This window comes from Streptomyces sp. 150FB, assembly GCF_000818195.1.
In the GTDB taxonomy this organism is placed as follows: Bacteria; Actinomycetota; Actinomycetes; order Streptomycetales; family Streptomycetaceae; genus Streptomyces.
In genome coordinates this window covers 7,399,005-7,425,435 of record NZ_JTHL01000001.1, presented here as the reverse complement: position 1 = coordinate 7,425,435, position 26,431 = coordinate 7,399,005, and the positions used below count along the sequence as shown (strand labels likewise).

22 protein-coding genes are annotated in these 26,431 nt (G+C 68.6%); 8 read left to right on the top strand and 14 right to left on the bottom strand.

The features are described 5' to 3' along the window. Positions 1–5 precede the first annotated feature (5 nt). Entirely contained in the window at positions 6–1,319 is a 1,314-nt protein-coding gene (locus tag QR77_RS31805) for an ABC transporter substrate-binding protein (protein WP_040025487.1), read from the bottom strand. Then, positions 1,282–2,514: an ROK family transcriptional regulator gene (locus QR77_RS31800; protein WP_052489189.1), complete on the bottom strand. Its 1,233-nt coding sequence runs from the start codon at positions 2,512–2,514 to the stop codon at positions 1,282–1,284. The genes QR77_RS31805 and QR77_RS31800 overlap by 38 nt, the downstream gene beginning before the upstream one ends. A 178-nt stretch (positions 2,515–2,692) precedes the next feature. Between QR77_RS31800 and QR77_RS31795 the strand changes: the two genes are divergently transcribed. Continuing rightward, complete coding sequence (locus QR77_RS31795; RefSeq protein ID WP_040025483.1) at positions 2,693–4,822, top strand: alpha-galactosidase; 2,130 nt, start codon at positions 2,693–2,695, stop codon at positions 4,820–4,822. Positions 4,823–4,850: 28 nt separating this feature from the next. Here the strand turns inward: QR77_RS31795 and QR77_RS31790 are convergent, their stop codons facing one another. From QR77_RS31790 to QR77_RS31775, 4 genes are all read right to left on the bottom strand, one after another. Then, positions 4,851–5,510: a DUF6629 family protein gene (locus QR77_RS31790; RefSeq protein ID WP_040025482.1), complete on the bottom strand. Its 660-nt coding sequence runs from the start codon at positions 5,508–5,510 to the stop codon at positions 4,851–4,853. Positions 5,511–5,710: 200 nt separating this feature from the next. Next, positions 5,711–6,229: a hypothetical protein gene (locus QR77_RS31785; RefSeq protein ID WP_040025480.1), complete on the bottom strand. Its 519-nt coding sequence runs from the start codon at positions 6,227–6,229 to the stop codon at positions 5,711–5,713. Between the two features lie 504 nt (positions 6,230–6,733). Next, on the bottom strand, positions 6,734–7,621 hold the full coding sequence (locus QR77_RS31780) for a discoidin domain-containing protein (protein WP_052489188.1): 888 nt from the start codon (positions 7,619–7,621) through the stop codon (positions 6,734–6,736). Positions 7,622–7,631: 10 nt separating this feature from the next. After that, entirely contained in the window at positions 7,632–9,233 is a 1,602-nt protein-coding gene (locus QR77_RS31775) for an alkaline phosphatase D family protein (RefSeq protein ID WP_236710888.1), read from the bottom strand. 783 nt (positions 9,234–10,016) lie between these two features. On the opposite strand from QR77_RS31775, the gene QR77_RS31770 reads away from it, so the two are divergent. Genes QR77_RS31770 through QR77_RS31755 form a run of 4 tightly spaced genes read left to right on the top strand, consistent with a single transcriptional unit; the run spans position 10,017 to position 13,931 of the window. Beyond that, entirely contained in the window at positions 10,017–10,979 is a 963-nt protein-coding gene (locus tag QR77_RS31770) for a sugar ABC transporter permease (protein WP_236710887.1), read from the top strand. Further along, positions 10,976–11,893, top strand: coding sequence for a carbohydrate ABC transporter permease (locus QR77_RS31765; RefSeq protein WP_236710885.1), 918 nt, complete (start codon positions 10,976–10,978; stop codon positions 11,891–11,893). The genes QR77_RS31770 and QR77_RS31765 overlap by 4 nt, the downstream gene beginning before the upstream one ends. Continuing rightward, positions 11,890–13,233: an ABC transporter substrate-binding protein gene (locus QR77_RS31760; RefSeq protein ID WP_052489187.1), complete on the top strand. Its 1,344-nt coding sequence runs from the start codon at positions 11,890–11,892 to the stop codon at positions 13,231–13,233. Before QR77_RS31765 ends, QR77_RS31760 begins: the two co-directional genes overlap by 4 nt. Further along, positions 13,230–13,931, top strand: a complete 702-nt coding sequence (locus QR77_RS31755) for a glycerophosphodiester phosphodiesterase family protein (protein ID WP_052489186.1) — start codon at positions 13,230–13,232, stop codon at positions 13,929–13,931. The genes QR77_RS31760 and QR77_RS31755 overlap by 4 nt, the downstream gene beginning before the upstream one ends. A gap of 142 nt (positions 13,932–14,073) precedes the next feature. On the opposite strand, the gene QR77_RS31750 is transcribed toward QR77_RS31755, so the two are convergent. Next, entirely contained in the window at positions 14,074–14,871 is a 798-nt protein-coding gene (locus tag QR77_RS31750; protein ID WP_040025478.1) for a DeoR/GlpR family DNA-binding transcription regulator, read from the bottom strand. A gap of 271 nt (positions 14,872–15,142) precedes the next feature. On the opposite strand from QR77_RS31750, the gene QR77_RS31745 reads away from it, so the two are divergent. Beyond that, on the top strand, positions 15,143–18,586 hold the full coding sequence (locus QR77_RS31745; protein ID WP_040025477.1) for a CARDB domain-containing protein: 3,444 nt from the start codon (positions 15,143–15,145) through the stop codon (positions 18,584–18,586). A 192-nt stretch (positions 18,587–18,778) separates the two neighbouring features. Here QR77_RS31745 and QR77_RS31740 read toward each other — a convergent pair whose 3' ends face one another. Continuing rightward, a complete protein-coding gene (locus QR77_RS31740; RefSeq protein WP_078877387.1) occupies positions 18,779–19,291 on the bottom strand; it encodes a hypothetical protein in 513 nt (170 codons plus the stop codon). Positions 19,292–19,545: 254 nt separating this feature from the next. On the opposite strand from QR77_RS31740, the gene QR77_RS31735 reads away from it, so the two are divergent. Continuing rightward, entirely contained in the window at positions 19,546–19,983 is a 438-nt protein-coding gene (locus tag QR77_RS31735; RefSeq protein WP_040025476.1) for a hypothetical protein, read from the top strand. 15 nt (positions 19,984–19,998) lie between these two features. Here QR77_RS31735 and QR77_RS31730 read toward each other — a convergent pair whose 3' ends face one another. From QR77_RS31730 to QR77_RS31720, 3 genes are read right to left on the bottom strand one after another with little or no spacing between them, the layout of a single operon-like run. Next, positions 19,999–20,535 carry a hypothetical protein gene (locus QR77_RS31730; RefSeq protein ID WP_150130469.1) on the bottom strand — a complete coding sequence of 179 codons (537 nt, stop codon included), beginning with the start codon at positions 20,533–20,535 and terminating at the stop codon, positions 19,999–20,001. Continuing rightward, positions 20,532–22,826 carry a hypothetical protein gene (locus QR77_RS31725; RefSeq protein ID WP_040028980.1) on the bottom strand — a complete coding sequence of 765 codons (2,295 nt, stop codon included), beginning with the start codon at positions 22,824–22,826 and terminating at the stop codon, positions 20,532–20,534. The genes QR77_RS31730 and QR77_RS31725 overlap by 4 nt, the downstream gene beginning before the upstream one ends. 8 nt (positions 22,827–22,834) lie before the next feature. Further along, positions 22,835–23,314: a hypothetical protein gene (locus QR77_RS31720; RefSeq protein ID WP_040028979.1), complete on the bottom strand. Its 480-nt coding sequence runs from the start codon at positions 23,312–23,314 to the stop codon at positions 22,835–22,837. Positions 23,315–23,532: 218 nt separating this feature from the next. Between QR77_RS31720 and QR77_RS31715 the strand changes: the two genes are divergently transcribed. Continuing rightward, positions 23,533–23,943 (top strand): hypothetical protein, encoded by a 411-nt coding sequence (locus QR77_RS31715; RefSeq protein ID WP_040025474.1) that lies wholly within the window; start codon positions 23,533–23,535, stop codon positions 23,941–23,943. A gap of 39 nt (positions 23,944–23,982) precedes the next feature. Here the strand turns inward: QR77_RS31715 and QR77_RS31710 are convergent, their stop codons facing one another. The 3 genes from QR77_RS31710 to QR77_RS49360 form a co-directional block, all read right to left on the bottom strand. After that, the gene (locus QR77_RS31710; RefSeq protein ID WP_040025473.1) at positions 23,983–25,548 is read right to left on the bottom strand and encodes an AAA family ATPase; all 1,566 of its coding nucleotides are present in this window, start codon (positions 25,546–25,548) and stop codon (positions 23,983–23,985) included. A gap of 85 nt (positions 25,549–25,633) precedes the next feature. Next, positions 25,634–26,197, bottom strand: a complete 564-nt coding sequence (locus QR77_RS31705) for a hypothetical protein (protein ID WP_040025471.1) — start codon at positions 26,195–26,197, stop codon at positions 25,634–25,636. Beyond that, positions 26,194–26,431: hypothetical protein (locus QR77_RS49360; protein ID WP_236710884.1), on the bottom strand; the 238-nt coding region annotated here is incomplete at its 5' end. The genes QR77_RS31705 and QR77_RS49360, both read right to left, overlap by 4 nt.

Here is a 26,431-nt window from a genome sequence, read left to right as displayed (position 1 = left end):
CCTGATCAGGCCGTGAAGAAGCGTGAGCGCTGGGACTCGATCTTCTTCAGCAGGGCCGCGCCGTCGTCGGGGTGGCCGAGCCATTCGGTCAGTCCTGGCAGTACGACGGTCGAGATGAAGCCCGGGTCGCTGTCGCGGTCCCCGAACTGGGTGAGGTGCTTCGCCGAGGAGATGAGCGCGGCCGACTTCTTCTGCAGGGCGTTGTACGAGCTGGTGTCGGCCCCCGAGTGCGCTGCCACGTTGCTCGGGTCGACGCCCATGTAGAGGTTCTCGGCCTTGGCGCTGCCGAGGAACTCCAGGAAGCGGTTGGAGCCGTCGAGGTTCTTGGGCTTGCGGCTGAGCATGAAGCCGTCGGTGGGCGCCTCGACGGTGTCCTGGCCGTACGCCGGGTCGATCTCGGGGAAGGGGAAGAAGTCGATGTCGTCGCGCAGCGCCTCGTCGGTGATCTGCTGACCGAGGAAGAGACCGATGACGGCCATGCCGGACTTCTTGTCGAACAGCGACTGCGCGGCGTCCTGCCAGGAGCGGCCGCCCGCGCCCTGCTGGTAGTACGGGGTCAGCTCGCGCCAGTGGTCGAAGACGGCCGTCGCACGCCGGTCCGTCCAGGAGACGTCGCCCCGCATGAGGGACATGTGGAAGTCGTAGCCGTTGGTCCGCAGGTTCAGGTAGTCGAAGGCGCCGAGTACGGTCCAACTGTCGCCGCCGCCGTAACCCGCGGCGATCGGGGAGAGCCCGTCCTTCTTCATCTGCTTGGCGAGGGCGGTGAACTGGGCCCAGGTACGCGGGATCTCGTAACCGCGCGCCTTGAACAGGCTCTTGCGGTAGAAGACGGCCCACGGGTAGTTGTACAGCGGCACGAAGTAGTACTTGCCGTCCTCGCCCTTGGAGAGCTGCTTGGCGGCGTCGCTGAAGCCGGAGCCTATCTTGTCCCACACGTCGTCGACGGGGTGGGCGAGGCCCTTCTTGGCGAAGAACTGCATGCGGTAGCCGGCGAACCAGGTGAAGACGTCGTCCGGGGTGCCCTGGAGGTAGTTGGAGATGCTCGTCTGGAAGGTGTCGTGGTCGACCGTGTTGGTCTTGACCTTGAGGCCGCTGTCCTTGGTGAAGGCGCCGGTCAGGCCCGCGTAGGCCTTCTTCGGGGTGGCGTCGGCGCCGTTCGACCCGAAGGTGACCGTCTTCGGGTCGGAGGACGGGCCGCCCCCGCAGGCGGACAGCAGGGGCGCGGCCAGCGCGGCGGCGCCGACGCCGAACATCCCGTTGACCACCGCCCGGCGGCTGGGCTTACTTGCGAACGAGGGCGTGCGGCTCTGCAGCGTCATCGCTACTCCTAGATCTGGTGGGGCTGGTGCTTGATCCGATGAAGGACTGGATCGCGGTGGCTGCCGCTCCGCGCGCCCACTCCTCGAAGGGCAGGGGACGGGTCATCACGTCGCACTGTGCGGCGGTGCCGAAGGCGGACGCGGTGAACGCGTCGCGGATCTGCTCGGCGAACAGGTCGTACCCGGCGAGGCCCTCGCCGGAGATGATCACTCGTTGTGGTCCGAGGACGTTGACCACGGCTCCGATGGCGCGGCCGATCGCCTCGCCGGCCCGTGCGTACGCCTCCCGGGCGCCGGGGTCTCCCCGGTGGGCCAGCTCCAGCGCCTCCGCGGCGCCGGCGACGGGCAGCCCGGTGGACTCCCTGACCCGGCCGACGATGGCGGCGTCACCCGCGATCGACTCCACGCACCCGGTGTTGCCGCAGTAACACAGCGGCCCCGTCGGGTCGATGGACAGGTGGCCGATCTCGCCCGCCACGCCGTGCGCGCCGGAGACGACCTGGCCGTGGACGACGAGTCCGCAGCCGATACCGGCGCCGACGGTCACCAGGGCGAAGTCGGACAGGCCCACCCCGGCGCCGAACCACTGCTCGGCGACGGTCAGGGCCCGTACGTCGTTGTCGACCGTGACCGGCAACCCGGTGACACTCTCGGCGAGTTCGGCGAGCGGCAGGTCCCGCCAGTCGAGGAACGGCGAGTAGCGCACCACCCCGGCGGTACGGTCCACATCCCCGGAGACGGCGAGGCCGAGACCGCGGACCTCCACTCCGAACCCGCCGGCCTCCGTGAGCAGTTCGCGCACCAGCTCCGCGATGGAGGCCAGCACGGTGCCCGGTTCACGGCTGGTCACCGGGGTGTGGCGGGCCATCCGGATACGGCAGCACAGGTCGGCCAGGACAGCGATGATCTCGTCACCGGTCACCTTGACCCCGATGAACAACGCCCGCCCGCCGTCGACCCGTACGAGGTTCGCCGGCCTGCCCAGCGCGGGGCGCGTCTCCTCGTCGGCGCCCTCGACCAGATACCCGGCGTCCATCAGCGGACGCACGGCCTTGGTGACCGCGGCCGAGGAGAGCGCGGTCCGCCGCGCTATCTCCAGCCGGGTGAGCGGGCCGTGGGACAGCACGGTGGTGAAGACGAGGGACGCGGCCGGAGTGGGAACGGGAACCGCCTCGGTACGAGAGGTCGAGCGCATGGCCGGAAACGTAGGTGGGTTCTTTTCCTCTGTCAATGAAAGAAGCAAGCTCCATTCGAAGTAGCACCTCAGAGGGGTCGAATCGCACAAATGCGAGACGACTGTCTGGTGTTGACAGGTGATCGAAGGGGCTGTTGGCTTCCCACTGCTCCCCCGCGCTACCCGAACGTGAGGATCCATGCCTGTGATCTCCTTCGCCCCGGACACCGGGGTCTGGCTGCTCTCCACTCCCCGCACGTCGTACGCGCTGCGCGTCGACGAGACGGGCGCGCCCTGTCACCTCGCGTGGGGACCGCGGCTGACCCTCGACGAGGCGCGGCAGTTCGTCACGCCCGCGGCGCCGCCCGCCAGCAGCTTCGAGGGAAGGGCGCCGGCCGGTGAGGAGCTTCCCGTCGACGGCGGGACCCGCTACGGATGCCCGTCCCTCCAGGTGCGTTTCGCCGACGGCAGCCGCGCCTTCGAGTGGCGGCCGGTCGGCCACCGGGTCGATGAAACCTCCCCGGGCCGGAGCGAGTTGGCGCTTGAGTTCACGGACCGCGTCCACCCGCTGCGGGTGACCCTTCACTACCGGGTCCACGAGGACAGCGATGTCGTCGAGCGCTGGACGGTCCTGCGCAACGACGGCGACGAGACCGTGACCCTGCTGCGGGCCGATTCCGCCGGCTGGACGCTGCCGGCCCGGGACGACTACCGGCTCAGCCATGTCACGGGGCAGTGGGCGGCGGAGACCCAACTGCACCGCGAGCGGCTGGCGTTCGGCGAGACGGTCCTCACCAGCCGGCGCGGCGTCACCAGCCACCACGCGAACCCCTGGGTGATGCTCGACGCGGGCGGGGCGGGCGAGGACCACGGCCAGGTGTGGAGCGCGGCCCTCGCGTGGAGCGGGAGCTGGCGGGTGACGGTGCAGCGCACCCCCGACGGCAGGGCCGCTTTCACCGGCGGCGCCGGCCATGACGGTACGGCCCTGCCGCTCCCCCCGGGAGGGGAGTTCACCACCCCCGCCTACGCCGGCCTGTACACCGAGGGCGGCTTCGGCGCGGCCAGCCGGGCCTGGCACGCGTACACGCTCGCCCACGTACTGCCGTATCCGGACGAGGTGCGGCCGGTGCTCTACAACTCGTGGGAGGCGACCGGTTACGACCTCGGCGAGGACGGTCAGAAGGCGCTCGCCGCCCGGGCCGCCGCCCTCGGCGTGGAGCTGTACGTCGTCGACGACGGCTGGTTCGGCGCACGGCGCAGCGACCACGCCGGGCTCGGCGACTGGACGGTGTCACCGGACGCCTTCGCCAACGGGCTCACCCCTCTCGTCGACGAGGTGCACCGCCTGGGGATGCGCTTCGGCCTGTGGGTGGAGCCGGAGATGGTCAACCCGGACAGCGACCTGTACCGCGCGCACCCCGACTGGGTGCTCCACGTCCCGGGGCGCACCCGCAGCGAGCTGCGCAACCAACTCGTACTCAACTTCGCCCGCCGCGACGTCGCCGACTGGGCCTACGGCTGGCTGACCCGGCTGGTGGCCGATCACTCCATCGACTTCCTCAAGTGGGACATGAACCGCGCGTTCAGCGAGGCGGGCTGGCCCGACCGGGCGGACGGCGCCGACCTGCTGTGGACGCGGTACGTGGACCACCTGTACGAGGTCATCGACCGGCTCCGCGCCGACCACCCCGGCCTGCGGATCGAGTCGTGCAGCGGCGGCGGCGGCCGGGTCGACCTGGGGATCCTCTCCCGTACCGACCAGGCCTGGCCCTCGGACAACACCGACGCCGCCGACCGCGTGGCCGTCCAGCACGGATTCAGCCAGATCTACCCGGCGCGGACCATGGCCACCTGGGTGACCGACGTACCGAACCAGCACACCGCCCGGTCCGTGCCGCTGCGCTTCCGCTTCCATGTCGCCATGGCCGGAGTGCTGGGTGTGGGAGGCGACCTCACCAAGTGGTCGGAGAGTGAACTCGCCGAAGGCGCGACCCTGATCGACGCCTACAAGTCCGTGCGCCATCTCGTGCAGCACGGTTCGCAGGCCCGGCTGCGCGGCCCCGGCGGCGACGGATCGACGTGCGTGCAGTACACGGCCGCCGACCTGAGCGAGGCGCTGCTGCTGACCTGGCAGCGGACACCGCGCTACGCGGCTCCCCTGCCGCCCGTCAGGCTCACCGGCCTCGACCCCACCGCCCGCTACCGCGACGCCGCCACCGGAGCCGTCCACCACGGGGCCGTACTGACCGGGTACGGCCTCCTGCCGGAACTGCCGTCGGGCGACTGGGCCAGCGCCGCCGTGCACCTGGTCCGGATACCGACGCCGTAGGCCCACCGGGCAGGACCCGGCTCACGGTTCAGGTCCCCGTCCTGTCCACGGAGGACGGGGACGCGCCCCCTGGTGCGGGCAGCGGGCGCCGGCCCGCCCAGCCGAACAGCACGACCGAGCACACTGCCGCGACGGCGCACCAGGTCGAGATGAACTCCGCCCGCCACACCGCCACACAGATCACCGCCCCGGCGCCGGTCAGCACACCGAGCAGCGTCAGCCGGCGGTCACCGGCCAGCAGCAACGAGCCCACGGTGGCCAGCAGATACCCGGCGACGACCAGCCCGGGGAGCGGCACGTCGACCGCGTATCCGAGGGTGTGCCCCCGCACCTCGGCCCGTACGGGACGGACAGCGAGGCAGTACGCGAGGACCGTGGCGGTCGCGGCACCCGCCACGAGAGGGACGAGCAGCCACCGCCGCGTGTGGAGCGGCACCGCACACGCCACCCCCAGCGGCACCCACAGCGCCAGCAGAGGAAGAGCGATGGCGGCCCAGACGACCGTGGCGGGCCCCGAACCCCCGTCGGAGCGCCAGATCACGGACTCGACGATCTGGTGCGCCCCGAGGAGCAGCGGCAGCGCGGCGAGCGGCAGATCGCGTGCTCGCCGCAGACGCACGACACACGCCACGCCGATCGCCGCGATGCCGGTACCCGCCACAAGGTCGGCGGTGGCACTCCAGCACATGGCGTCACCCGGGGATCCAGAGTCGCGCGGATCGATCTTTTCCCTGGGCACGCTACGGCGCTCGCCGCCTGCCCGCTCTTCTTGCCGGGTCCTACCGGGTGAACGGGATCAGGACGAGATCAGGACGGGTACGGACAGGTACGGACAAGTACTGGTCGGGTCGATTCCGGTCAGGACAGGTCAGGACAGGTCGGGCTGTTTCAGGCTCCCTCGAAGTAGACGTCCAGGACTTTGTCGAGTTCCGCCGTCCACTCCTTGAGCTGCCCCCGGGCCTCCGCGTCGACCTCGGCGTCGAACCACCGCCGGGCCGACAGGTGGACCGTGACCGTGAACCTGCGGCCGAATCGAGCCGACTTCGTCTCGACGGCGCCGATCTCCTCCCAGAGGAATTCGGCCTCCTGGTCGTCCAGCCGGAATCGGACGCCGTCGCGGTCCGCGGCGATCGAACCGCGACGGTCACTGACTTCGAAGACGGGGCTCTCCGCCCTCTCCTCTGTGTCATCTACTGCGGCTTCCTCACCGTCGGCGGCCTCTTCTACGAGGACGTCCTCCGGGGAGTCGTCGTGAGGGACGGCACTGTCAGGCTTTCGCTCCTCGGTCTTCTCCAGGTCCGCGATGCCCGTCCCATCAGGGGCGGGGACCACAAAGCCAGGGACGTACGCCGGGTCGGTCCCGACGGCGTACTCGGGCGGGTCATTCGAATCTACGCGCTGCTCCACGGCGGGCAGTATGGACCAAGAACCTGTGCGAGACCAGCGAACGGCGCGGGCAGCGGGTCCGGGTCAGCAATGGACGGTGGCCTGGTATTGACGCACTCGGCGACGGCGGCCGGCGCCGCCCCGGCCGGTGCCGCGAGACCCACCGCTCCCGCGCAGAGAACGGCGACGAGGACGAGAAGGCCGAGCAGGGGGTTACGTAACCTCATGACGCTCCTTGGATTCTCGATGCGGGGCGCCCGCTCGGACGCCGCTCGCACAGCGCTTCGGCTGTGGGAAAATCCTGCCCGCCCGGCCGTATCCGGGCCGTATCAGCGACATATCCCGCCGTATCCGCCGCGTATCCTCCCCGGCCGACTGCCCGACCGCGCGGCCGGCCCCACACACCGAAACGCCCCACACCGAAACGCCGCACACACCGAAACCCCGACAGCCGTGGCCGGGACAGGTCGTCACACCCCGTCCCGGCCACGGCTGTGGCAAGCGGCCCACGCCGCCACGGTCCACTCAGGAGGCGTAAGCCTCCAGCTCCACGATCCGCGAGTACGTCAGCCCCTCGTTACTGGCCTGCGTCTCCACCCGCATGGCGGTCGCCGACTGCGCCGGGAAGGCCGAGCTGACCTTGCCCGCCACATTGCCCCGTACCTGGGCGACGGTCTGCCAGACGCCTCCGACCTGGAGCTGCACGTCCCAGTCCCGCAGGCCGTACCGGCTCGCCGGGTACTTGACGGAGTCGAGCGTGTAGAGGTCCACCCGGCCGACGTTCTCCGGCTTGTCGAAGGTCACCTGGATCCAGTCCGGGAAGGAACCCTTGGTCGAGTCGTTCCAGCCGGTGGTCGTCCCCCAGTGGTCGGAGTTCGTGTCACCGTCGATCGCACCGCAGGCGGGGTAGGTCGGCAGGTTCTCCGAGGAGGCCGCGACCGTCATGTACCTGGCCAGGTTGCCCGTGTCGTTCACCGGCGCCGGCTCGACCTGGACCGGCAGCGACATCCGCGTGCTGCCGGAGCGGACACCGATGGTGTAGGTGCCGGGCTTGGTGTCGCGCGGGGCGCTCACCGCGATCTGCACCTTGAGCGTGTAGCCGGCCGGCAGGTAGCTGGAGACCAGTGTCCGGGAGAGCTTCAGCGGCGCCGGCGCGTCGATGAAGGCGTCCGCGTAGACGTCCGAGTGGCCCGGGTTGCCGAACTGGAGCTGGAACCCCTGCGTGGCGCACGGGATCGGGTTCACCGTCACCTGGTCGACGTCGGCGGCGAGCGTCAGCCGCGAGGCCGCCGAACTGCCGGCCATGGCGGGCGCCGTACCGCCGAGCGTCACCAGCAGGACGGTGGCGGCCACGACGGCGAAGACGCGGTGGCGGGACATCCCCGCCACCCTGCTTCTGAGTGTCTTCAGCATGGAATCCCCCTCATACCGGGTTCAGACCGGGGTTACCGGCTTCGACGGTGAACGACTTGACGGTGGAGATGGGCGCCCCCGGCCGGTCGATGTAGGGCACCGCCCGGTAGTCCGCGTGCAGTTCGTGCGGGGTGAGCGTGACGACCAGATAGCCGCGACGCTCGTTGACGAGCTTCAGGTGCGGGTTGTGGTCGAGGAAGTTCTGTCCGTTGACGGAGACCTCCATGCCGTTGCCGCCGCTGCTGATGGAGGTGCCGACCAGCTCGACCCCGAAGGTCTCCGAGTCCGGGTCGGCGAAGTCGCGCTTCATGTCCATGGCGTACGCGGCGTGCACATCGCCGGTGACGACGACGGGGTTACGCGTGCGCAGTGCGGCCAGCCCGTCGTGCATCCGCTTCTGTTCGGCGGCGTACCCGTCCCAGGCGTCCATGTTGTAGGTGTCCCCGAGCTTCGGGTCCACCAGGTCCATCTGACTCATCACGACCTGGTTGGCGAGCAGGTTCCACGTCGAGTGCGAGCGCTGCATGCCGTCGAAGAGCCAGCGCTGCTGCTGGTCCCCGGCGAAGGCGCGTGCCGGGTCGAGGCTCTCCGGGGAGTCCGGGTGCCATCCGTCGCCCGATGCCTGGTCGGCGCGGTACTGGCGAGTGTCCAGCACGTTGATCTCGGCCAGCCGGCCGAAGGTGAAGCGGCGGTAGAGCATGTAGTTGGGGCCCTGCGGCGCGGGCGAGCGCAGCGGCATGTGCTCCCAGTAGGCCCGGTAGGCGCTCGCGCGCCGGACCGTGAAGTCCTCGACAGGAGCGTTGGTCCTGGAGGTGAGGTTCGCGTAGTTGTCCTGCACCTCGTGGTCGTCCCAGGTGGGGATCCACGGCGCGTTCTGGTGCGCGGCGCGCAGATCCGGGTCCGACTTGTAGAGGGCGTACTGCAGGCGGTAGCGGTCGAGCGTGTCGGCCTCGGTGCGGAACTGGTCGGGCACCGGGTCGCTCACGTTGCGCAGCCCGCCGGCGGTGGAGATGCCGTACTCGTATATGTAGTCGCCGACGAACAGCACGGCGTCGACGTTCTCGTCGGCGAGGTGCGAGTGCGCCGTGTAGTAACCATCGGGCCAGGACTGGCAGGAGGCGACGGCGAAGGTGAGGTGGTCGACGCGCTGGCCGGGGGCCGGGGCGGTCTTCGTACGGCCCACGGGGCTCAGGTGCTTGTCGGCCTTGAAGCGGTACCAGTAGTGCCGGTCGGGATTCAGGCCGCGTACGTCGACGTGCACGCTGTAGCTGTACTCGGGCCGGGCGCCGGCCTTTCCTGACCGCACCACGTGCCGGAAGCGTTCGTCGGTGGCGACCTGCCACTCGACGGTCATCGCGTTGTACGGCATGCCGCCCAGCGGTTCGTACGGCTTGGGGGCCAGCCGGGTCCAGATGACGACCGCGTCGGGCAGCGGGTCGCCGGAGGCGACGCCGAGGGTGAACGGGTCACCGGGCAGGCGGCTCGCCGCACTCGCCTCGGCCCCGCCGGGCAGGTTGCTCGCGAACGCCAGCGCTGTCGCCGCGCCGGTGACGGTGAGGAAACGGCGCCGGGCCAGCCGCGCGGCCGGTCTGGGAAACTCTTCTTCTGTCACGTGCAAGGCTCCTTCCAGGGCCCTCGGATCAACCGGCGGCCGCTGCTCATTAGTGGGGGGCCAGGTGGACGCCGAACGACCTGGCACGGAGCAGGACATGGACGTAACCCGTCGGAATTCCACAGGTGGCGCGGGGCGCCACGGTGGTATCAACCGAACGGGCCGTAAGGGGTCCCCTGTCCGGTACGGCTGAACGCCGGTTCGCGGCCGGGAAGGTGAGCCTGACCGCCGCGAGCGGGGCCGTTGTCCGCCTCCATGGGAACCACCTCACCTCTGCCGGGCAAAGCGGGTCCCGACCGGTCGGTCCCGCGCGGTAACTTCCTTCGTTCCGCGTGCAGTTGGAGAGCATGCCACGGGTGGGGGCGTACGGGAACGTACGCGCCGTGAACAGGTGGCGACGGCTCCGGTTGTGTGCGCGGGGCGCATCACGGCATATGCGTACGTGCCGGACACGCGGCTGATACGGAACGGATACGCGCGCGACCGGGCCCCGGCCGGGGGCAGTTCGGCGTCCTCGGACGCCAGGCACAGAACAAGGCTCCCGCCCTTTTCCGGCCAGTCGTCACATTGCTGGTGTGGCTCCCGGACAGCTCCCCCCAATTCACACCTTCCCGCAGGTCAACACCCCTCCCCAGGAGGGCGCGAGACGCGTGGCGGGCAGAGGCCTTGTCAATTCGTAACACTCTCGGGTGTTCTCTTCTCGTTCAACTTGTTGGTATTGCTAGACGCGGACGCGTCCGCTCCCGGACGCCTTGAGGTACCTGTCGGAAGGACAACGCTGTCTTGACCGCCACCGAGGTGAAACCGGGCGACCCCGCCGCCCCACCGGGCTCCGCCGTCGGCGGTGCGGCCGGCAGCAGGGCCCGTGCCGCGCGACGGCGACGCGACCATCTGCTCTTCGCCGCCTTCGTCGCCCCCAACTTCTTCTTCCTGCTGGTCTTCGCGTACTGGCCGGTGATCTACAACATCTATCTGAGCTTCACCGACTGGGACATGGTCTCCCCGGTACGGAACCTGGTCGGCCTGGACAACTACACCGGCCTGCTGACCGACCCCGACTTCCTGGGCACGCTGTGGACCACGGTGCTGTTCGTGGTCGGCGTTGTCGTGGGCAGCCTGGTCCTCGGCCTCGCCACCGCGCTGCTGCTCAACCAGCGGCTGCGCGGCCGTAACGCCGTCAGGACCCTGACCTTCGCGCCGTACGTACTCTCCGGGGCAGCCGTCGGCACCCTGTGGCTGTTCATCTTCGACCCCAACTACGGCCTGATACGCCCCCTGCTCGCCCCCCTCGGGCTGACCGCGCCCGCGATGATGACCGACTCCAACTGGGCGCTGTTCGGCCTGATCCTGGTCTACCTCTGGAAGACCACCGGCTTTGTCGCGGTCGTCTACCTCGCGGGTCTCCAGGGACTGCCGAAGGACGTGTTCGAGGCGGCGGCGCTGGACGGGGCGAACGCCTGGACCAGGCTGCGGCGCATCGTGCTGCCGCTGCTCTCGCCGGTCACCTTCTTCCTCCTGGTGATCTGCACCATCAGCACCTTCCAGGCCTTCGACGTGATCGCCGTGATGACCGGCGGCGGTCCCGGCACCTCCACCTCGATCCTGAGCTGGTTCATCTACGACCAGGGATTCCGCAGCTTCGACGCGGGTCGCGCCTCCGCCAGCGCCATGATCATGTTTGTGGTCCTCCTGGTGATCACCGGGTTCCAGGCGCGCTTCCTCGAACGAAAGGTCCACTACCAGTGACCGCCATCGACACCCCGGCGGGCTCCCGTGGCACTTCCGCCCCCGCCGGCCCCAACAGGCCCACCGGTCCCGGTGGTTCCGCCCGTACGGGTACCGCGCACCGGGCCCGGCGCATCGGGCTGTACGCCCTGCTCGTACTCGTCGCCCTCATCGCCGGCGGCCCCCTGTACTGGCTCATCACCTCGGCGCTCAAGACCAATCCGCAGATCAACAGCTATCCGCCGCACTGGTTCCCGACCCAGCTCCGCTGGTCCAACTTCTCGGACGCCTGGAACGCCGCGCCGTTCGGCCGGTTCTTCCTCAACTCCCTCGTCGTCTCGGTGGTGGGTACGGCGATCGAGCTGATGGCCGCGCTGCTGTGCGCGTACGCCTTCGTCTTCCTGCCGTTCCCCGGCAAGCGGTGGCTGTTCATGTTCCTGCTCGGCGCGATGATGGTGCCCGGCCATGTCACGCTGCTGCCGAACTTCCTGACCATCGCCCAGCTCGGCTGGGTCAACACCTGGGCGGGGCTGATCGCCCCCGGTCTCGGATCGGTCTTCGGCACCTTCCTGCTGCGCCAGCACATGATGACGCTGCCCAGGGAAGTCATGGACGCGGCCAGGATCGACGGCGCCGGCCATCTCCGTACGCTGTTCCGGGTGGTGCTGCCGATGTCCCGTCCGATGGTCATCACCGTGGCCATCGTCGTCATGGTGACGAAGTGGAACGACTTCATCTGGCCACTGATCGTCACCAGCAGCGACAACATGCGCACCCTCCCCGTCGGCCTGCTCTTCCTGAAGAACCAGGAGACCTACGCCAACTGGGGCGCGATCCTCGCCGGGACCGTGATGGTGATCGTGCCCGTCCTCATCGTCTTCTTCATCGCGCAGCGCTACATCATCGCCGGACTGACCCAGGGAGCCGGAAAATGACGCATCCTCTGCTGGGCAGGCGGCGGCTGCTCCAGACGGGAGCGGGTCTCACCTCTGCCGCCGCGCTGAGCGCCTGCGGCCGTACCTCGGGCACGGTCTCCCAGCCCGGCGGCTCGGTCCCCGACAAGTTCCGGGGGCGTACGCGGGTCGTGGTGTGGTCGACCTTCGCCGATGTGCCCGGCGACGCGCTGCAGGGACTCGCCGACGCGTTCAACCGCGAGCAGAACGACATATACGTGGAGGTGCAGTTCCAGGGCACCTACGACGAGTGCGCGCAGAAGGCCGTCGTCAGTCTGCTCGCGGCGCAGGCCCCCGATCTGTGCGTGCTCTCGGACGTGAAATGGATCAGGTTCTACTTCGGCGACGCCCTGGACTCCTGGGACGATTACTTCAAGCCGGGCGAGCTGACCGCCACGTACAACGAGAAACTGCTCAGCGAGGGCCGGCAGCAGGACCGCACCTGGTGGCTGCCGCTGGCCCGCTCCACCCCGCTCTTCTACTACAACCGCACCCTCTTCAAGAAGGCCGGTGTGCCCGACCGCGCGCCGAAGACCTATCAGGAGCTGTACGAGTGGTCCAAGGAGATCACCAAGCTCAAGGTGGGCGGCAACCGGGTGGCCCTGGAGGCGTACCAGAAGATCGACGGTGACTGGCAGTTCCAGTGCAGCGCCTGGGAGTTCGGCGGCTCGTACTCCGACGGCCTCGACGTCAGGATCGACCGGGGCGGCGCCGTCGAGGCCGGCGAGTGGCAGCGCAAGCTGATCTTCAAGGACCGCATCGCCTATATGGCGGACACCCCGACGAACGACATGGGCAACCAGTTGATCGCCACGGTCGTCACCTCCACAGGAGGCCTCAAACAGCTCACGGAGATGGCGAAGACGGGCGGCTGGGAGCTGGGCACCGGATTCCTGCCGAAGCAGGAGAAGTTCGCCGTCAACACCGGGGGCGGCGGCCTCGGGATCTTCCGGCGCAGCCCGCGCGAGCGCAAGCAGGCGGCGGTGGAGTTCGTACGGTTCCTCGCCCGGCCGGAGAACGCGGCGACCTGGGCCGTGCAGACCGGTTACATGCCCGTCGTACCGGCGGCGGTCAAGTCCCCCGAACTCGCGAAACTGCTGCGTGACGACCCGAACTACAGCACCGCGGTCAAGCAACTGGAGCTCACCAGCAAGGGCGACCAGGTCCGCATGATGATCCCCAACGCCAACGTCCGCATCTACACCGCTCTTCAGCGCATCTGGTCGGGCAACACCCCCTCCCAGAAGGCCTTTTCGGAGGTGGGGGACCAACTGCGCAAGAGCGTCGACCGATATCGCACCATGATCGAGGAGCATCTGTGAACCACCCCGTGAGGCGTCCCCTCGTGTACGGGCACCGCGGAGCAAGGGTCGAGGAACCGGAGAACACACTGCGTTCCTTCCGGCGCGCCCTGGCCCTCGGCGCCGACGGCATCGAGCTGGACGTACGGGTCAGCGCCGACGGCCATCTCGTGATCATCCATGACGCGGCCGTGGACCGGACCACCGACGGCACCGGCGAGATCGCCGCGCTCACACTGGCCGAGATCCAGTCCCTGGACGCGGGGTCGGGGGAGCGGATTCCGACCTTCGAGGAGGCCATGGAGGTCTGCGCCGGGCTGGTGCAGATCGAGATCAAGGCCCCTGAGGCGGTCGAGGCTCTCGCCGAGCGCGACAAGCGGATCCCGCTGCCGGAGGGCGCGGTGATCACGTCCTTCAGCCGTACGGCGGTGGAGTCGTCGGCCCGGCTGATGCCGCACGTACCGCGCGGGCTGATCACCCATCACCCCGGTGACGAGATGCTGGAGCAGGCGCTCGACCTGAAGGCCACCTGGGTCTGTCCTGAGCTGAAGCCGGAACTGACACGCGAGTTGGTGGACCGCTGCCATGCCGCGTCCGTCGAGGTGGACGCGTGGCCGGCCGGGGACCGGGAGAAGCTGCTGCGCTTCGTGGAGATCGGCGCCGACGCGGTCACCACGGATTACCCCGGGCGAGTCAGGGAGTGGCTGGGCGAGCTCTGACGGGGGCGGGGACCGCGAAGGTCCCCGTACGGGCGCCGCGGGTCCTGTGCTGGGGGCGGGACCCGCGGTTCATTCCCGGGGCGCGCGGGGCGGGTGTGCGGGGCGTACGGAGGCGGGCGTACGCCGGCGGGCGCCGGGCGCGTCAGGTGGCGGCGGCGACCCGTACGTCCGTACGCTCCCGCAGCTCCGCCACCAGCTCGGCGCCGACCGACGCGTCCACCACGAGGTGGTCGAAGTCGGCGACCGGCGCGAGCCGGTGCAGCGCGGTCCTGGCCAGCTTCGTACGGTCCATGAGCAGCGCCTTCCGCGTGCCCGAGGCGAGCATGGCCCGCTTGACGAGGACGACGTCCTGCTCCTGGTGGTACGTCATCTGCGCGTCCATCGCCGAGGTGGACACCACCACCAGGTCGACCGACAGCGCCTCCACCGCCTCCACACACGGCACCCCGAGGAAGGAGTCGTGGGTCTGCGAGTACTCCCCGCCCAGCGCGATCAGCCGGATGTCGTCACGGCCCGCGCACACGTCGATCACCCGGCGGGCGTTGCTCACCACCGTCAGGGGCGCGTGGCCCGCCAGCAGCCGGGCGAGGGCCAGCGCCGTCGTCGAGTCGTCGAGCATCACGGACATGCCGGGCTCGACCAGTTCCGCCGCCGCGACGGCTATCGCCGCCTTCTCACCGACATTGACGCCGAGCCGGTAGTCGAGATTGCTCTCGAAGACCGTCGACGGCAGCGCCGAGACCCCGCCGCGGAAGCGCCTGAGCACGCCGCGCCTGGCCAGTTCGTCCAGATCGCGGTGGACGGTCATCACGCTCACGCCGGTCATCTCCGACAGCTCGGAGACCGTGGACGTGCCCCGGGCCAGCACATGTTCGGTGATCAGTTGCCTGCGGGAGTCCTGGGGGCGGGCCGAGCCGCCTGCCGTGCCGGTCGTCGTCATGCGCCCAAGTCTGTCCCATCGCTGCCGCCCCTCCGCAGGGGAGTCCGGGGGTCGCGTACGGCACTTGCGTGGGTGGAACCGCGCGGAAACTGTTGACAAACCGGTGACATGATTGCAACCTGTGAATCGCAAAAAACTGGGCAACTGACTCAATTTTTTAAGAATCATCCTGCAACTTTGTGGCAGGAGCCCACCCCGTTACGCAGCACCACCGCTCTGCTTCAAGGCCTCCGGGCCGCGCACTCTCTCGTTCCGACGAACAGAGGACCCCATGAAACGGAAGCAGCTCAGCCGGTGGCTGATCACCGGCATCATCACGGCCGGCCTGATCGCCTTCGGGCTCTTGCCCATCTCCGCCGCCTCAGCGGCCGACCGCCCCAACCTGTCGCTGGGCAGGACGGCCACGGCGAGCGGATCCGAGGGGAGCCATCCCGCCGCCAATGTCACCGACGGCAGCCAGCAGACGTACTGGGAGGGCCCCGGCAACGCGTTCCCGCAGACGCTCCAGGTCGACCTGGGCAAGAGTGTCGGCGTGGACCGGGTGGTACTGACGCTCCCGACCACCTGGGAGGCGCGTACCGAAGCCATCGCGGTACAGGGCAGTACCGACGGGACGAGCTTCAGCACCCTCTCCGCCTCGCAGGGACGGCTCTTCACCCCGGCCTCGGCCAACACGGTCACCGTCGACCTCCCGGCGACCAGCGTCCGGTACGTACGGCTGAGCATCACCGGCAACACGGGCTGGCCCGCCGCGCAGATCTCCGAGCTGGGGATCTACGGTACGGACGACGGCAGCGGCGACGACGGAGGTGACGACGGCAGCGGCGACGCGGGCGACGGCACCGATCTGGCGCGCGGCAAGCCGATCGAGGCCTCGTCGACGGTCTTCACCTTCGTCGCGGCCAACGCCAACGACGGGAAGACCGACACCTACTGGGAGGCCGCCGGACACCCGTCGACGCTGACGGTGAAGCTCGGCGCCAACGCCGACGTCAGCTCGGTCGTCGTCAAGCTCAACCCCGATCAGGTGTGGGGGACGCGGACCCAGAGCATCCAGGTCCTCGGGCGCGCCCAGGGTGCCTCCGGCTTCACCTCGCTGGTGGCGCGGGCCAACTACACCTTCAACCCGTCGTCCAATCAGAACTCGGTGACGATCCCGGTCACCGGGCGCGCGAGCGACGTACAGCTCCAGATCTTCAGCAACACCGGCTCGGGCGGCGGACAGGTCGCCGAGTTGCAGGTCATCGGGGCCCCGGCGCCCAACCCGGACCTCACCGTCACCGCGCTGTCGTGGACCCCGGCCGCTCCGGTGGAGAGCGACACGACCACGGTGAACGCGACCGTACGCAACGCGGGCACGCTGGCTTCGCCGGCGACCACGGTCAACGTCAGTGTCGGCGGCGTCGTCGCCGGCTCCGCGCCGGTGGGCGCGCTCAACCCGGGGGCCTCGGCCAACGTCGCGGTCGCCGTGGGCAAGCGGTCGGAGGGCAGCTACCGCGTCACCTCGGTGGTCGACCCGACCGACACCGTCGTCGAGCAGGACAACGACAACAACAGCTTCACCGCGCCGGGTCAGTTGGTCGTCGGGCAGAGTCCGGGGCCCGACCTCCAGGTGCTCTCCATCGACTCGACTCCCTCGAACCCGGCCGTCGGGGCGGCGGTCCACTTCACCGTGGCGGTGAAGAACCGCGGGACCACGGCGTCGGGCGCCACCACGGTCACCCGCCTCGCGGTGGGCGGCACCACACTGAACACCAACACCCCGTCGGTCGCCGCGGGCGCGACCTCCAACGTGGCCGTCAACGGCACCTGGACCGCGACGAACGGCGGAGCCACCCTGGTCGCCACGGCGGACGCCACCGGCGTGGTCACCGAGACCAACGAGACCAACAACGCGTTCTCACGCTCCATCGTGGTCGGGCGCGGGGCGGCGGTCCCGTACGTCGAGTACGAGGCCGAAGCAGCCCGGTACCAGGGCACGTTGCTGGAGCCCGACGCCGAACGCACCTTCGGACACACCAACTTCGCCTCCGAGTCCTCCGGCCGTAAGTCGGTTCGGCTGGGCAGCACAGGTCAGTTCGTCGAGTTCACCTCGACCAACCCCTCCAACTCGATCGTGGTGCGCAACTCCATCCCGGACGCCGCGAACGGTGGCGGCATCGACGCGACCATCGGCCTCTACGTCAACGACACCTTCGTCCAGAGGCTTCCGCTCTCGTCGAAGCACAGTTGGCTGTACGGCAACACCGACGGCCCCGAGGCCCTGACGAACACCCCCCAGGCCGACGCCCGGCGGCTGTTCGACGAGGCACACGCACTGCTGCCGGCGACCTACCCGGCGGGCACCAAGTTCCGGTTGCAGCGTGACGCGGCCGACACCGCCTCGTTCTACATCATCGACATGATCGACCTGGAGCAGGTGGCACCGCCGACGAGCAAGCCGGCCGACTGCACCTCGATCACCTCGTACGGCGCGGCGCCCGACGACGGGATCGACGACACGACCGCCATCCAGAAAGCGGTCACGGACAACCAGACCGGCGTCATCAACTGCGTATGGATCCCGCCGGGCCAGTGGCGGCAGGAGAAGAAGATCCTCACCGACGACCCGCTGAACCGCGGTCAGTACAACCAGGTGGGCATCAGCAACGTCACGATCCGCGGCGCGGGGATGTGGCACTCCCAGCTCTACACCCTGACCGAACCGCAGAACGCGGTCGGCAGCATCAACCACCCGCACGAGGGCAACTTCGGCTTCGACATCGACGACAACACCCAGATCTCCGACATCGCCATCTTCGGCTCCGGCAAGATCCGCGGCGCCCCGGACGGCGCCGAGGGCGGGGTGGGCCTGAACGGGCGGTTCGGTAAGAACACCAAGATCTCCAACGTGTGGATCGAGCACGCCAACGTCGGTGTCTGGGTCGGCCGCGACTACGACAACATCCCGGCGCTGTGGGGCCCGGCCGACGGGCTGGAGTTCAGCGGGATGCGTATCCGCGACACGTACGCCGACGGGATCAACTTCACCAACGGCACCCGGAATTCGAAGGTGTACAACTCGTCCTTCCGCACCACGGGCGACGACTCCCTGGCGGTCTGGGCCAACCGGTACGTCAAGGACACCTCGGTGGACATCGCGCACGACAACCAGTTCACCAACAACACCATCCAGCTTCCCTGGCGCGCGACGGGCATCGCGGTCTACGGCGGCTACGGCAACAAGATCGAGAACAACCTCGTGTACGACACGGCGAATTACCCCGGCATCATGCTGGCGACCGACCACGACCCACTGCCCTTCTCCGGGCAGACCCTGATCGCCAACAACGCCCTCTACCGCACCGGCGGGGCCTTCTGGAACGAGGACCAGGAGTTCGGTGCCATCACCCTGTTCGCGGCGAGCCGAGATATCACCGGTGTGACCATCAGGGACACCGATATCTACGACTCGACCTTCGACGGCATCCAGTTCAAGACGGGTGGCGGCACCATGCCGGGGGTCGTGGTCAGCAATGTCAAGATCGACAAATCCAACAACGGCGCCGGGATCCTGGCCATGAGCGGTGCTCGCGGCAGCGCGACGCTGTCCAATGTGACCATCACCAACTCGGCAGACGGGAACATCGTCACCCAACCGGGGTCGGGCTTCGTGATCACGGGCGGCGCGGCGGCGGCGAAGAAGGGGGGCCCGCTGCCAGGGCCGGGACGGTGACGGACCGGACTCCGACGGACCGGACTCCGACGGACCGGACTCCGACGGACCGGTAACCCCTTCTGTCGGACTGCCCTGGACAGGCTGATGGTCCCGGCCGAGACGGATGCCGCTGAGGCGGCTCCGTCGAGGCCGGGACCACGTGTGGTGCGGTCAGGGCCGTGCTGGTTCAGGACCCTTGGTGTGATGTGGTCAGCGCGCGAGTGCGGAGCAGTTCGTTCCGATCTTGCCGTTCGAGGCCCCGTTGATCGCGCCGTACCAGTTGACGCACCTGCCTGCCGCGTGGAGGTACACCGGGCCGGCGTAGGTGGTGTAGTTGCCGTTGTCGGCCGCCGTCTCGCTCGTGGAGGTGACGGTGAGCTGCGCGACCATCGGGACAGCCCTCCCCGGGGTGTTACGGATGGTCACGACGCAGTTGTCGCCGGTGGCCCGGCTGTACGTGAGGTAGACGGTGCCCTCCACACCGATCTCGGCGGAGTTGACGACGCCGTACCCCGTGCCGCAGGCCCCGTTGTACGGCGCGACCGTGCCGGCCGGCTTGGCCACGACGGCCGGAGTGACGCTGGTGACCGTGGCAGCCGCGGTCCGGGCTGTCAGGGACGTGGGCGCGGCGGCGGCGTCCGCGACCGGTGCGAAGGCGAGCGCGGCCCCGGCCACGGCCGCTACGGCGGCGCCGGCCACGGTGACCCGACGAGTGAGCTTCATGTTGTTTCCCCCTGATGTGGCTCTCTGCGTGCGACGCCGGACCGACGTCACACCAGTTGGACTGCCGTCGTCGCAGGGAAGTTGTACGGCTACGTCGTGTTACAGAACCGGGACACAGACCGGTAGGAACCAGACACCGCGCGGACTACGGCGACGCCCTCCCGCCGTCGGCCCGGCGCCCGGGGCGGATCGGCTACTGTCGCCGCAACCGCTTCACCCCGGTCCCGTACCCGAACGTGTGGAAGGTTTCTTCGATGGCCTCGGAACAGAGCGAGAAGCTTCCCGTGGTGGCAGAGGCCGAGGCAGCGCTGCACTCCGCCGGTGCGCGGAGCGCCGTACTCGATCAGCGGACCCTCGTGCGGCGCAACTGGTTCGCGGACTGGTCCGGCCGGGTCGCCCATTCCGACGTGTACATCGCCGTGACGGGAAAGACGTCGTCCCCGCGGAAGGTACGGCTCGTCGTGGACGACTGGATCATCGAGGACGTGCCCCCTCGCCACCTCGGCGCCGTGCTGACACAGATCTTCTCCGGCGGCGCGACCATCAGAAGGAAGCGCAAGTTCCTGATCTTCCCGGTCCAGGTCCTGAAGGTATCCGTGGGCAGGTCCCGCTACTCCGCGGCGAGGCAACTCCCGCCGGACGAGGAGCTGTCCCCGTGGGAGCGGGCACTGCTCGCCGGCGGCGACGTCTGACCTGCGTGTCGCGGGTCAGGGCTGGCAGTGGAGCGTCTTGCGGTACTCCTTGGCGTAGACGGTGAGGAAACGCTCGATCTGGTCGCCCAGGTTTTCCTCTGTTCGGGGTGCGTAGACCCTGAGAGAATAGCGAGACCTGAGAGAGTAGCGAGGGGTGTTCCATTTCTCAGTCTTGCAGTCGAACACCGTGATCGCACCGGTGTCCCATACCTCAAACGTTCCGTGCTGGGTTGAGCGGGTATTGAATACCAGCGTTTGCTTCGCCGCGTCTTTGGCGGTGAAGCCGGACTTCTGCCAAATACCTTCCGTGGACAGATCGATATCACCATCGACCATGACGTCGCAGAACTGGTGCGGTGGCGATACCTTCGAGAACTCCTTGAGAGTCTCCACCTTCCGGCCGTCAGGCAACAGCGGCTTGAGAAGATTGTTGTCCACCGGAGCATCGCAAAGTTTTTTCGGTATTTCGTATTTTTGCCCCTCACCGGAGCACGCCACGAGACCGCAGAGAGCGACCGCCCCAGCGGTACTGACCAGAATCCACTTCGTCACGACGCGTCCCCCGCCCTTTTCATACCAGAACCTACGGAGAAACCACCATCTGCACCATTCCCGGCAGAGTCACAAAGGTCTTGTATGGTGTCAGAATTAAAATCGCCGTTGCGAGCCGCCGCCACGACAGCGGCACCAGCAGAAGTCATCACAGCAGCCCGCCCCTCCGCGTACTTGTCGTCGGCATCCGTTGCAGCTTGATCTGCGGAGTCCTGCTCAATACTCTTCATGATGCTGTCCTGAATATCGCTGGATGCCCATCCAACGACTTCACCCAGGATGGGAACCTTTCCCACAGTATTGTCAACCCCGACGCTCAGAATTCGATCGGCCCACTTCTGTTTGTCAGAGGCCGCCTCATTGAATTCCTTGTCTGCGGCACTGTGGTAGTCCAGGACCGCATCGGCGCGCGACTCACTCATGATTCCGGCGATAACGCCACCCGGATGCGTGGCGCTCCTGAGCCGCTCCGCATCAGCGACAGTGGAATTACTGTCGCCATTGAGTACCTCGTTCACGGCATTCGCCGTATAAGCCTGCTGGGCACTGGTGATGGATGCGTAGGCGCCCGGGTCCTGACCCACCTCCGCCAGGAACCTCTGAGCCGAATTCGCCCGCAGATCCGCAGAAGTACCGAAGGGCGAAAAGAGCTCATTGTCAGTCTGGCCGAGAGCTCCCTGAAAATCCGCCATGTACTCGGCGGTGATGTCACCGAGACTCTCTCGCATCCCGTACAGCGGACCCGACCCATCCATCTCGCCGTTTTCGTTGTGCCGGATGAGTTCGGGGTGCGACCCGAACTTATCGACGATGTCACTCACCAGCTTGGCCCGCTCTGGGCTGTGACTGATCGCCGGGGCCATGTCGTCGCCGTCGTACGGCCGTCCCGTCGTGGCCGACTCCAGCGCGTGGCCCAGAGCCTGCGGACCGTAGGTCAGAGCGGTCTTCGTCTTGTCCTCGTCCGCCAGGAGGTTCGTGTCGTTCGTGTCGGCCGTCCAGTCGAAGTCCTTGTCGGTGAACAGGTCGAGATACGAGACGAAGCCCACCGAGCCGCCGGATTTGACCGTGCCGTCCTCGTTGTACGCGGTCGGGGTGTCGGTAAAGAACTTCTCCGACGCCTCGGGGCTGTGGCCGAGGGCTTCCAGCACGCTGTTGAGCGGGTCGTTGCCGCTGCCGAGCTTCCCGGAGGGATTGAAGCCGTAGATGTCCTTGCTGCCCATCGGGGCGTTCCCGGAGAACCTGGCGGGGTCCTCCTTGTGCAGTTGGGCGACGTGCTCCGCGATCGGATCGAGGAAGCGCGGGTCGTAGCTTCCGTAGCGTAGGAGCCCGCCGAGGACCTGGTAGCCGAAGGGTTTGTTCCTCTCATAGGGTCCCGACCCGATCGGCTGAGTTCCCAGCTTGCGGAACTCCGCACCCCAACTGCTCGGCAGGTGCCTGGCGCTGTCCGGGTCCGTGGCCACGCCGAGTGCGTTGCCCATGTTCCGTTGCAGTTCGGCGACTGCGGCGAGGCGGGTCTTGGTCGCGTCGGCATGGGTACCGTCGATCGACATCTCCGCGTAGAACTCGAGGGTCTTCTCCGGTCCCCCGAGACCCTCGTAGAACTGCGTGGCGAAGTCGCCGTCCTTCTCCGTGCCGTTCCACTTGATCAACTGGTTGAACTCCGCCAGCTCCTTGTCGGACATGCTGGCGCCCTTTTTCGCGAGCTCCAGGGCTCGTTCCGCCTGTGCGTCGTTGAGCGACGCGTACGTGGCGTGTCCGGCGTTGTGGGCGTCGTCGCCGGTGCTCTTACCGAGGGCGCGTGCTGCCGAGGCGTCGATCTCCGCGGCGTGGGAGATGTGACGGTTGATCCGACTCTCCAGCTCCTGCTTCGCGTCGAGCTGATCCTGCGTGTACTGGTCCTTGTCGCCGCGAACGTGGGTGAAGAAGCACCGGACCTTGCCGCCACCGATGTCCTGGACCGTCACGCCCAGACCCACCGCGTCCACCTCCACGGCCTTCTTCACGGACGTCTGGATTTTGACGAGTTCGGTGTGCGCGTCTTCGAGCACATGGCAGATGCTGTCGGCCTCGGCGTGGAGGTCCTTGAACTCCTTCGCGGTCTTGTCGACGAAGCTCCGGGTCACGGTGGCGTTCTCACCGGCCCATCGCGCCTTGTCCGCCTTCGCTTTCATGCCCGATTGCGCGTCCGACGCCAGCGTCTTGAGGTTGAGGACAGTGGTCCGCCAGTCCGAGACCGCGGTTCCCAGGTTCCCCAGGGGGAGCCCGATCAGATCCGAGTACGTGAAACTCACTGCCACCCCTACTTGAAGTACTCGTTGAGCCGCGACACCGGTAACGGCAGACCATCGAGGTCGGGGAGGTCGGCGGCGATCTTCACGTCGTCCACGGCGTGGAGCCTTTTCGTGTAGTCGAGATGGTTCGAGATGTGCGCACAGGCCTGAAGCACACTCTTCACCTGGGAGGTCCACATCTCCACCGTCGTCGCGAGTGCCGGCCCGAGGGAGAAGCTCCCGCTCTTGAGGTCGGCGGCCGCCTGCGCCGTGGATCCGACGCCGTCCTTGCCCGCCCCCGCTCCCGCGATGTCGGCCTGCTTGTGCAGTTGGGAGTGGAGCACGAAGGCATCGTGGCCCACGGCGCCCAGGTCGTCCTGATTCACCACCAGATCACCGAACGGGCCGCCGCCACCCCCGCCCCCGGCGTCGGCCTGATTGAGCCGCATCGCCGTCGAGTCCTGACCGGCGGCGGCGTCCTTCATGCGCTCCCACTCGTCCCATGCCACGAACAAGCCCCTCCCCAGGTGCCGTTCACTTCAGCGCCCGTCGGGCGCGCTGATTCGCTCAAGCCGCAAACTCTCGCATACGATCCCATCTGCCGTTCCGTCATGTCCCCCTTTTGCGCCAAGGGTTGACCGGTTGTCGGGGATCGTGTGCTGCGGCGAATTCGTAGGGTCTTCCGCGCCGCCCTCCACTGTCAGTGCCCGCTGCGAGGATGACCGTCATGACGACATTGCTTCTCACCGACATCGAGCGCGCCCTCCGTGACAGTTGGAGCGCCGAGACGTGCACCCCGGAGTTCCGGCCGCGCTGGAGCTCGGACAATCCGGCCCGGGACCAGTGCGGGGTGACCGCGATGGTCGTCAACGATCTGCTGGGCGGCGAGCTGATACGCGGAGAGGTCCATGTCGGCGGTGAGCGCACGGACTACCACTGGTGGAACCGGCTGGGTTCGGGCATCGAGATCGACCTGACCCGGGAGCAGTTCGGGCCGGAGGAGGTGGTCGTCGGAGGCACCGTCATACCGCGGCCGCCGGCCGCCGAGTGGCGTCGGCTCCGGGAGGAGTACGAGCTTCTCCGCGAGCGGGTCGCGGAGAAGCTCAGCCGGTCGGATCCACGGGAGGGCACCCGCTGAGTGTCGCTCGGGCCGACCGGGGAGCGGCGGGCGCGCCCCTCATTCGCCCAGGAACACCACCCTGCGGGCCGCGGTGGCGCCCGGGCCTGCGTCGTTCGGGTTCTGGCGGCCCGCCGGGACCGCCCGTTCGCGGCCCCAGGCCCGGATGTCGTCGACCTGTTCGGGATTGGTGCGGCTCAGCGGGTTCGTATTGGCGAAGGTATTGAGGACGAAGGCCGGGTGGAGCGCCTCGGCTCCACCGTTCAGCAGCACCTCGGCGCCCACGTCGTGCAGCGCCGACTCGATGTCGGAGCCCGCGAAACCGTCGGAGATGTCCACCAGGCTCTGCACCTGGTCCGGGTCCGGCTCGGCCTTGACGTAACGCCGGTAGTACAGCTCGATGATCTCCTTGCGGTCCTGCTCGTCCGGCAGGTCGACGAAGAACAGCTCGTCGAAGCGCCCCTTGCGCAGGAGTTCCGGGGGCAGCTTGCGCACGTCGTTGGCGGTGGCGACGACAAAGGCCCGCGACTGCGACTCCTGTAGCCAGAAGAGGAATTGGCCCAGTACCCGCTGCGGCACACCGGTCGAGTCGTTGCCGCCTGCGAGGCCCTTCTCGATCTCGTCGATCCACAGGATGCACGGCGACACCCGGTCCGCCGTCGCGAGCGCGTCGCGCATGCGGTTCTCCGACTCCCCCAGGTACATGCCGTGGATGCTGGCCATGTCCAGCCGGTAGAGGGGCAGTTGCCACTGCTGGGAGACGGCCTTCGCCGACAGCGACTTGCCGCAGCCGGGGACTCCCACGAGCAGCACTCCGCGCGGTGGTCTGAGGCCGGTGCCGCGCAGATCCGCGTGCATGAGCCGCTGCTTGCGGGCCAGCCAGTCGCGCAGGTTGGACAGGCCGCCGACGGCGTGGTCGGCCGACTTGAGATTCAGCCGCTCCAGTCCCGCCAGGTCGTTGAAGATCCGGTCCTTCGAGCGGGCCAGCACCAGGACGTCGTCCTGCTCCACCGATCCCTTGGCGGCGACCGTCGCCATCAGGTTGACCGCCTCGCCCTCGGTCACCCCCTCGAGGAACTCCGAGGCGCGCCGCGCGTCGTCGGCCGTCCAGGCGATCGGCACCCGGTCCTTGTGGTCGGCCAGGAAGTCGCTGATGATCGCGTACATCTCGGCCGCGTCCGGGAGGTCGAGCTGAAGGCCCATGCCGAGCCGCTGGAGTCCGCTCCAGATCGGCTTGTCGGTGATGAGGACGATGCAGCCGGCGTTGGAGTCGGCGAGCCGGGCCAGTTCCGCCACATGCCGGGTGATCGGGGCGTCGGAGTCCAGACCGTCCGGATCGACGAGAATGACGGTGGCGCGGGGGCGGGCGCTGAACTGCGACGCCATGAAGTCCATCGCGCCGGTCAGGGACCGGTCGTCCTGGACAGCGATGTTCGTCCGCAGATCGCGCAGGCCGGTCGCCCTGGTGTAGATCCAGAAGGGCTGGGCGCTCCGGTTCGGCCGGCTCGCGATCTCCTTCATCAGTCGCATCGCACGCTGTTGCTCGATGGTACGGATCCCGATGACCGGTACGCGGGCCGTGAGGTAGCCCTCCAGCTCACCCCGGCTCTCGCGGTAGTTCGCCATGCGGTGCCCCTGCTCCTTCGCTCCTGTCGGCCGGTTCCGGTGATGTCCGGACCAGTTGGCTCATCTGTCGGGCCGGCGGCGCGGCTCAGTCGCCGATCACCCGGCGCCGGCCCGCCGCCGGGTCGTAGGACCAGACGTGCGGGGCCTCGGCGGCCGGCGCCCGTGCGTCGTCGTCCAGTACGGCCGTCAGCCGGTTGTCCCGGACCGTACGTCTGCGGGCCTCGACCCAGCGCGGGTCCTGCCCCTTCGCCACCGCCCCGTCCAACTCCGTCTCGATGGCGCTCTGGAGGTTCTGGGTCCGCTGGTCCACAGCCTTCAGCAGCCGCTTGCTGAAGTCCTCGGGCAGGCTCGGGTGCGACGCCAGCGCCCGTACCTCGCGCAGTCCCACCCGGGACTGGGCCAGCGCCCGGCCCGCGGAGAACTCGTCGGGCGCGGTCGACACCGCGGTGATCATGGCGTCGGCCCAGTTCTGGAGCCGCAGGCTCACGGCCTCGCCGATGCGGACGAGCAGGCGCTGCCAGGTGTCGGCGGGAAGGTCCTCGGGGTCGAGGGCGGGAGGCGGGGGGCCGTCCGTCCGGCCGGTGGCCCAGCCCTCCAGATAGTCGGCCCACGCCTGGTAGCTGCCACCGCCCGCCCACAGCGTCGTCATGCCCGGCTGCCGGGGCGGCGCACACTGAACTCGCCGGGCGGCAGCGGCTCCCAGTCAGGCAGGCTCTCGACGACTCGGCGCAGCCGGCGGGTGACCGGCTCGCTGCTGGGCAGCGTGGCCGCTCCCCAGGAGGCCACCGGTGGCTGTGCGGGGTCCGTCGCCCAGGGGACCGGCGCCGGCGGGGTCCGCGGCGAGCCGGCGGGGAGCGGAGGTGCGGCGGGGAGCGGAGGTACG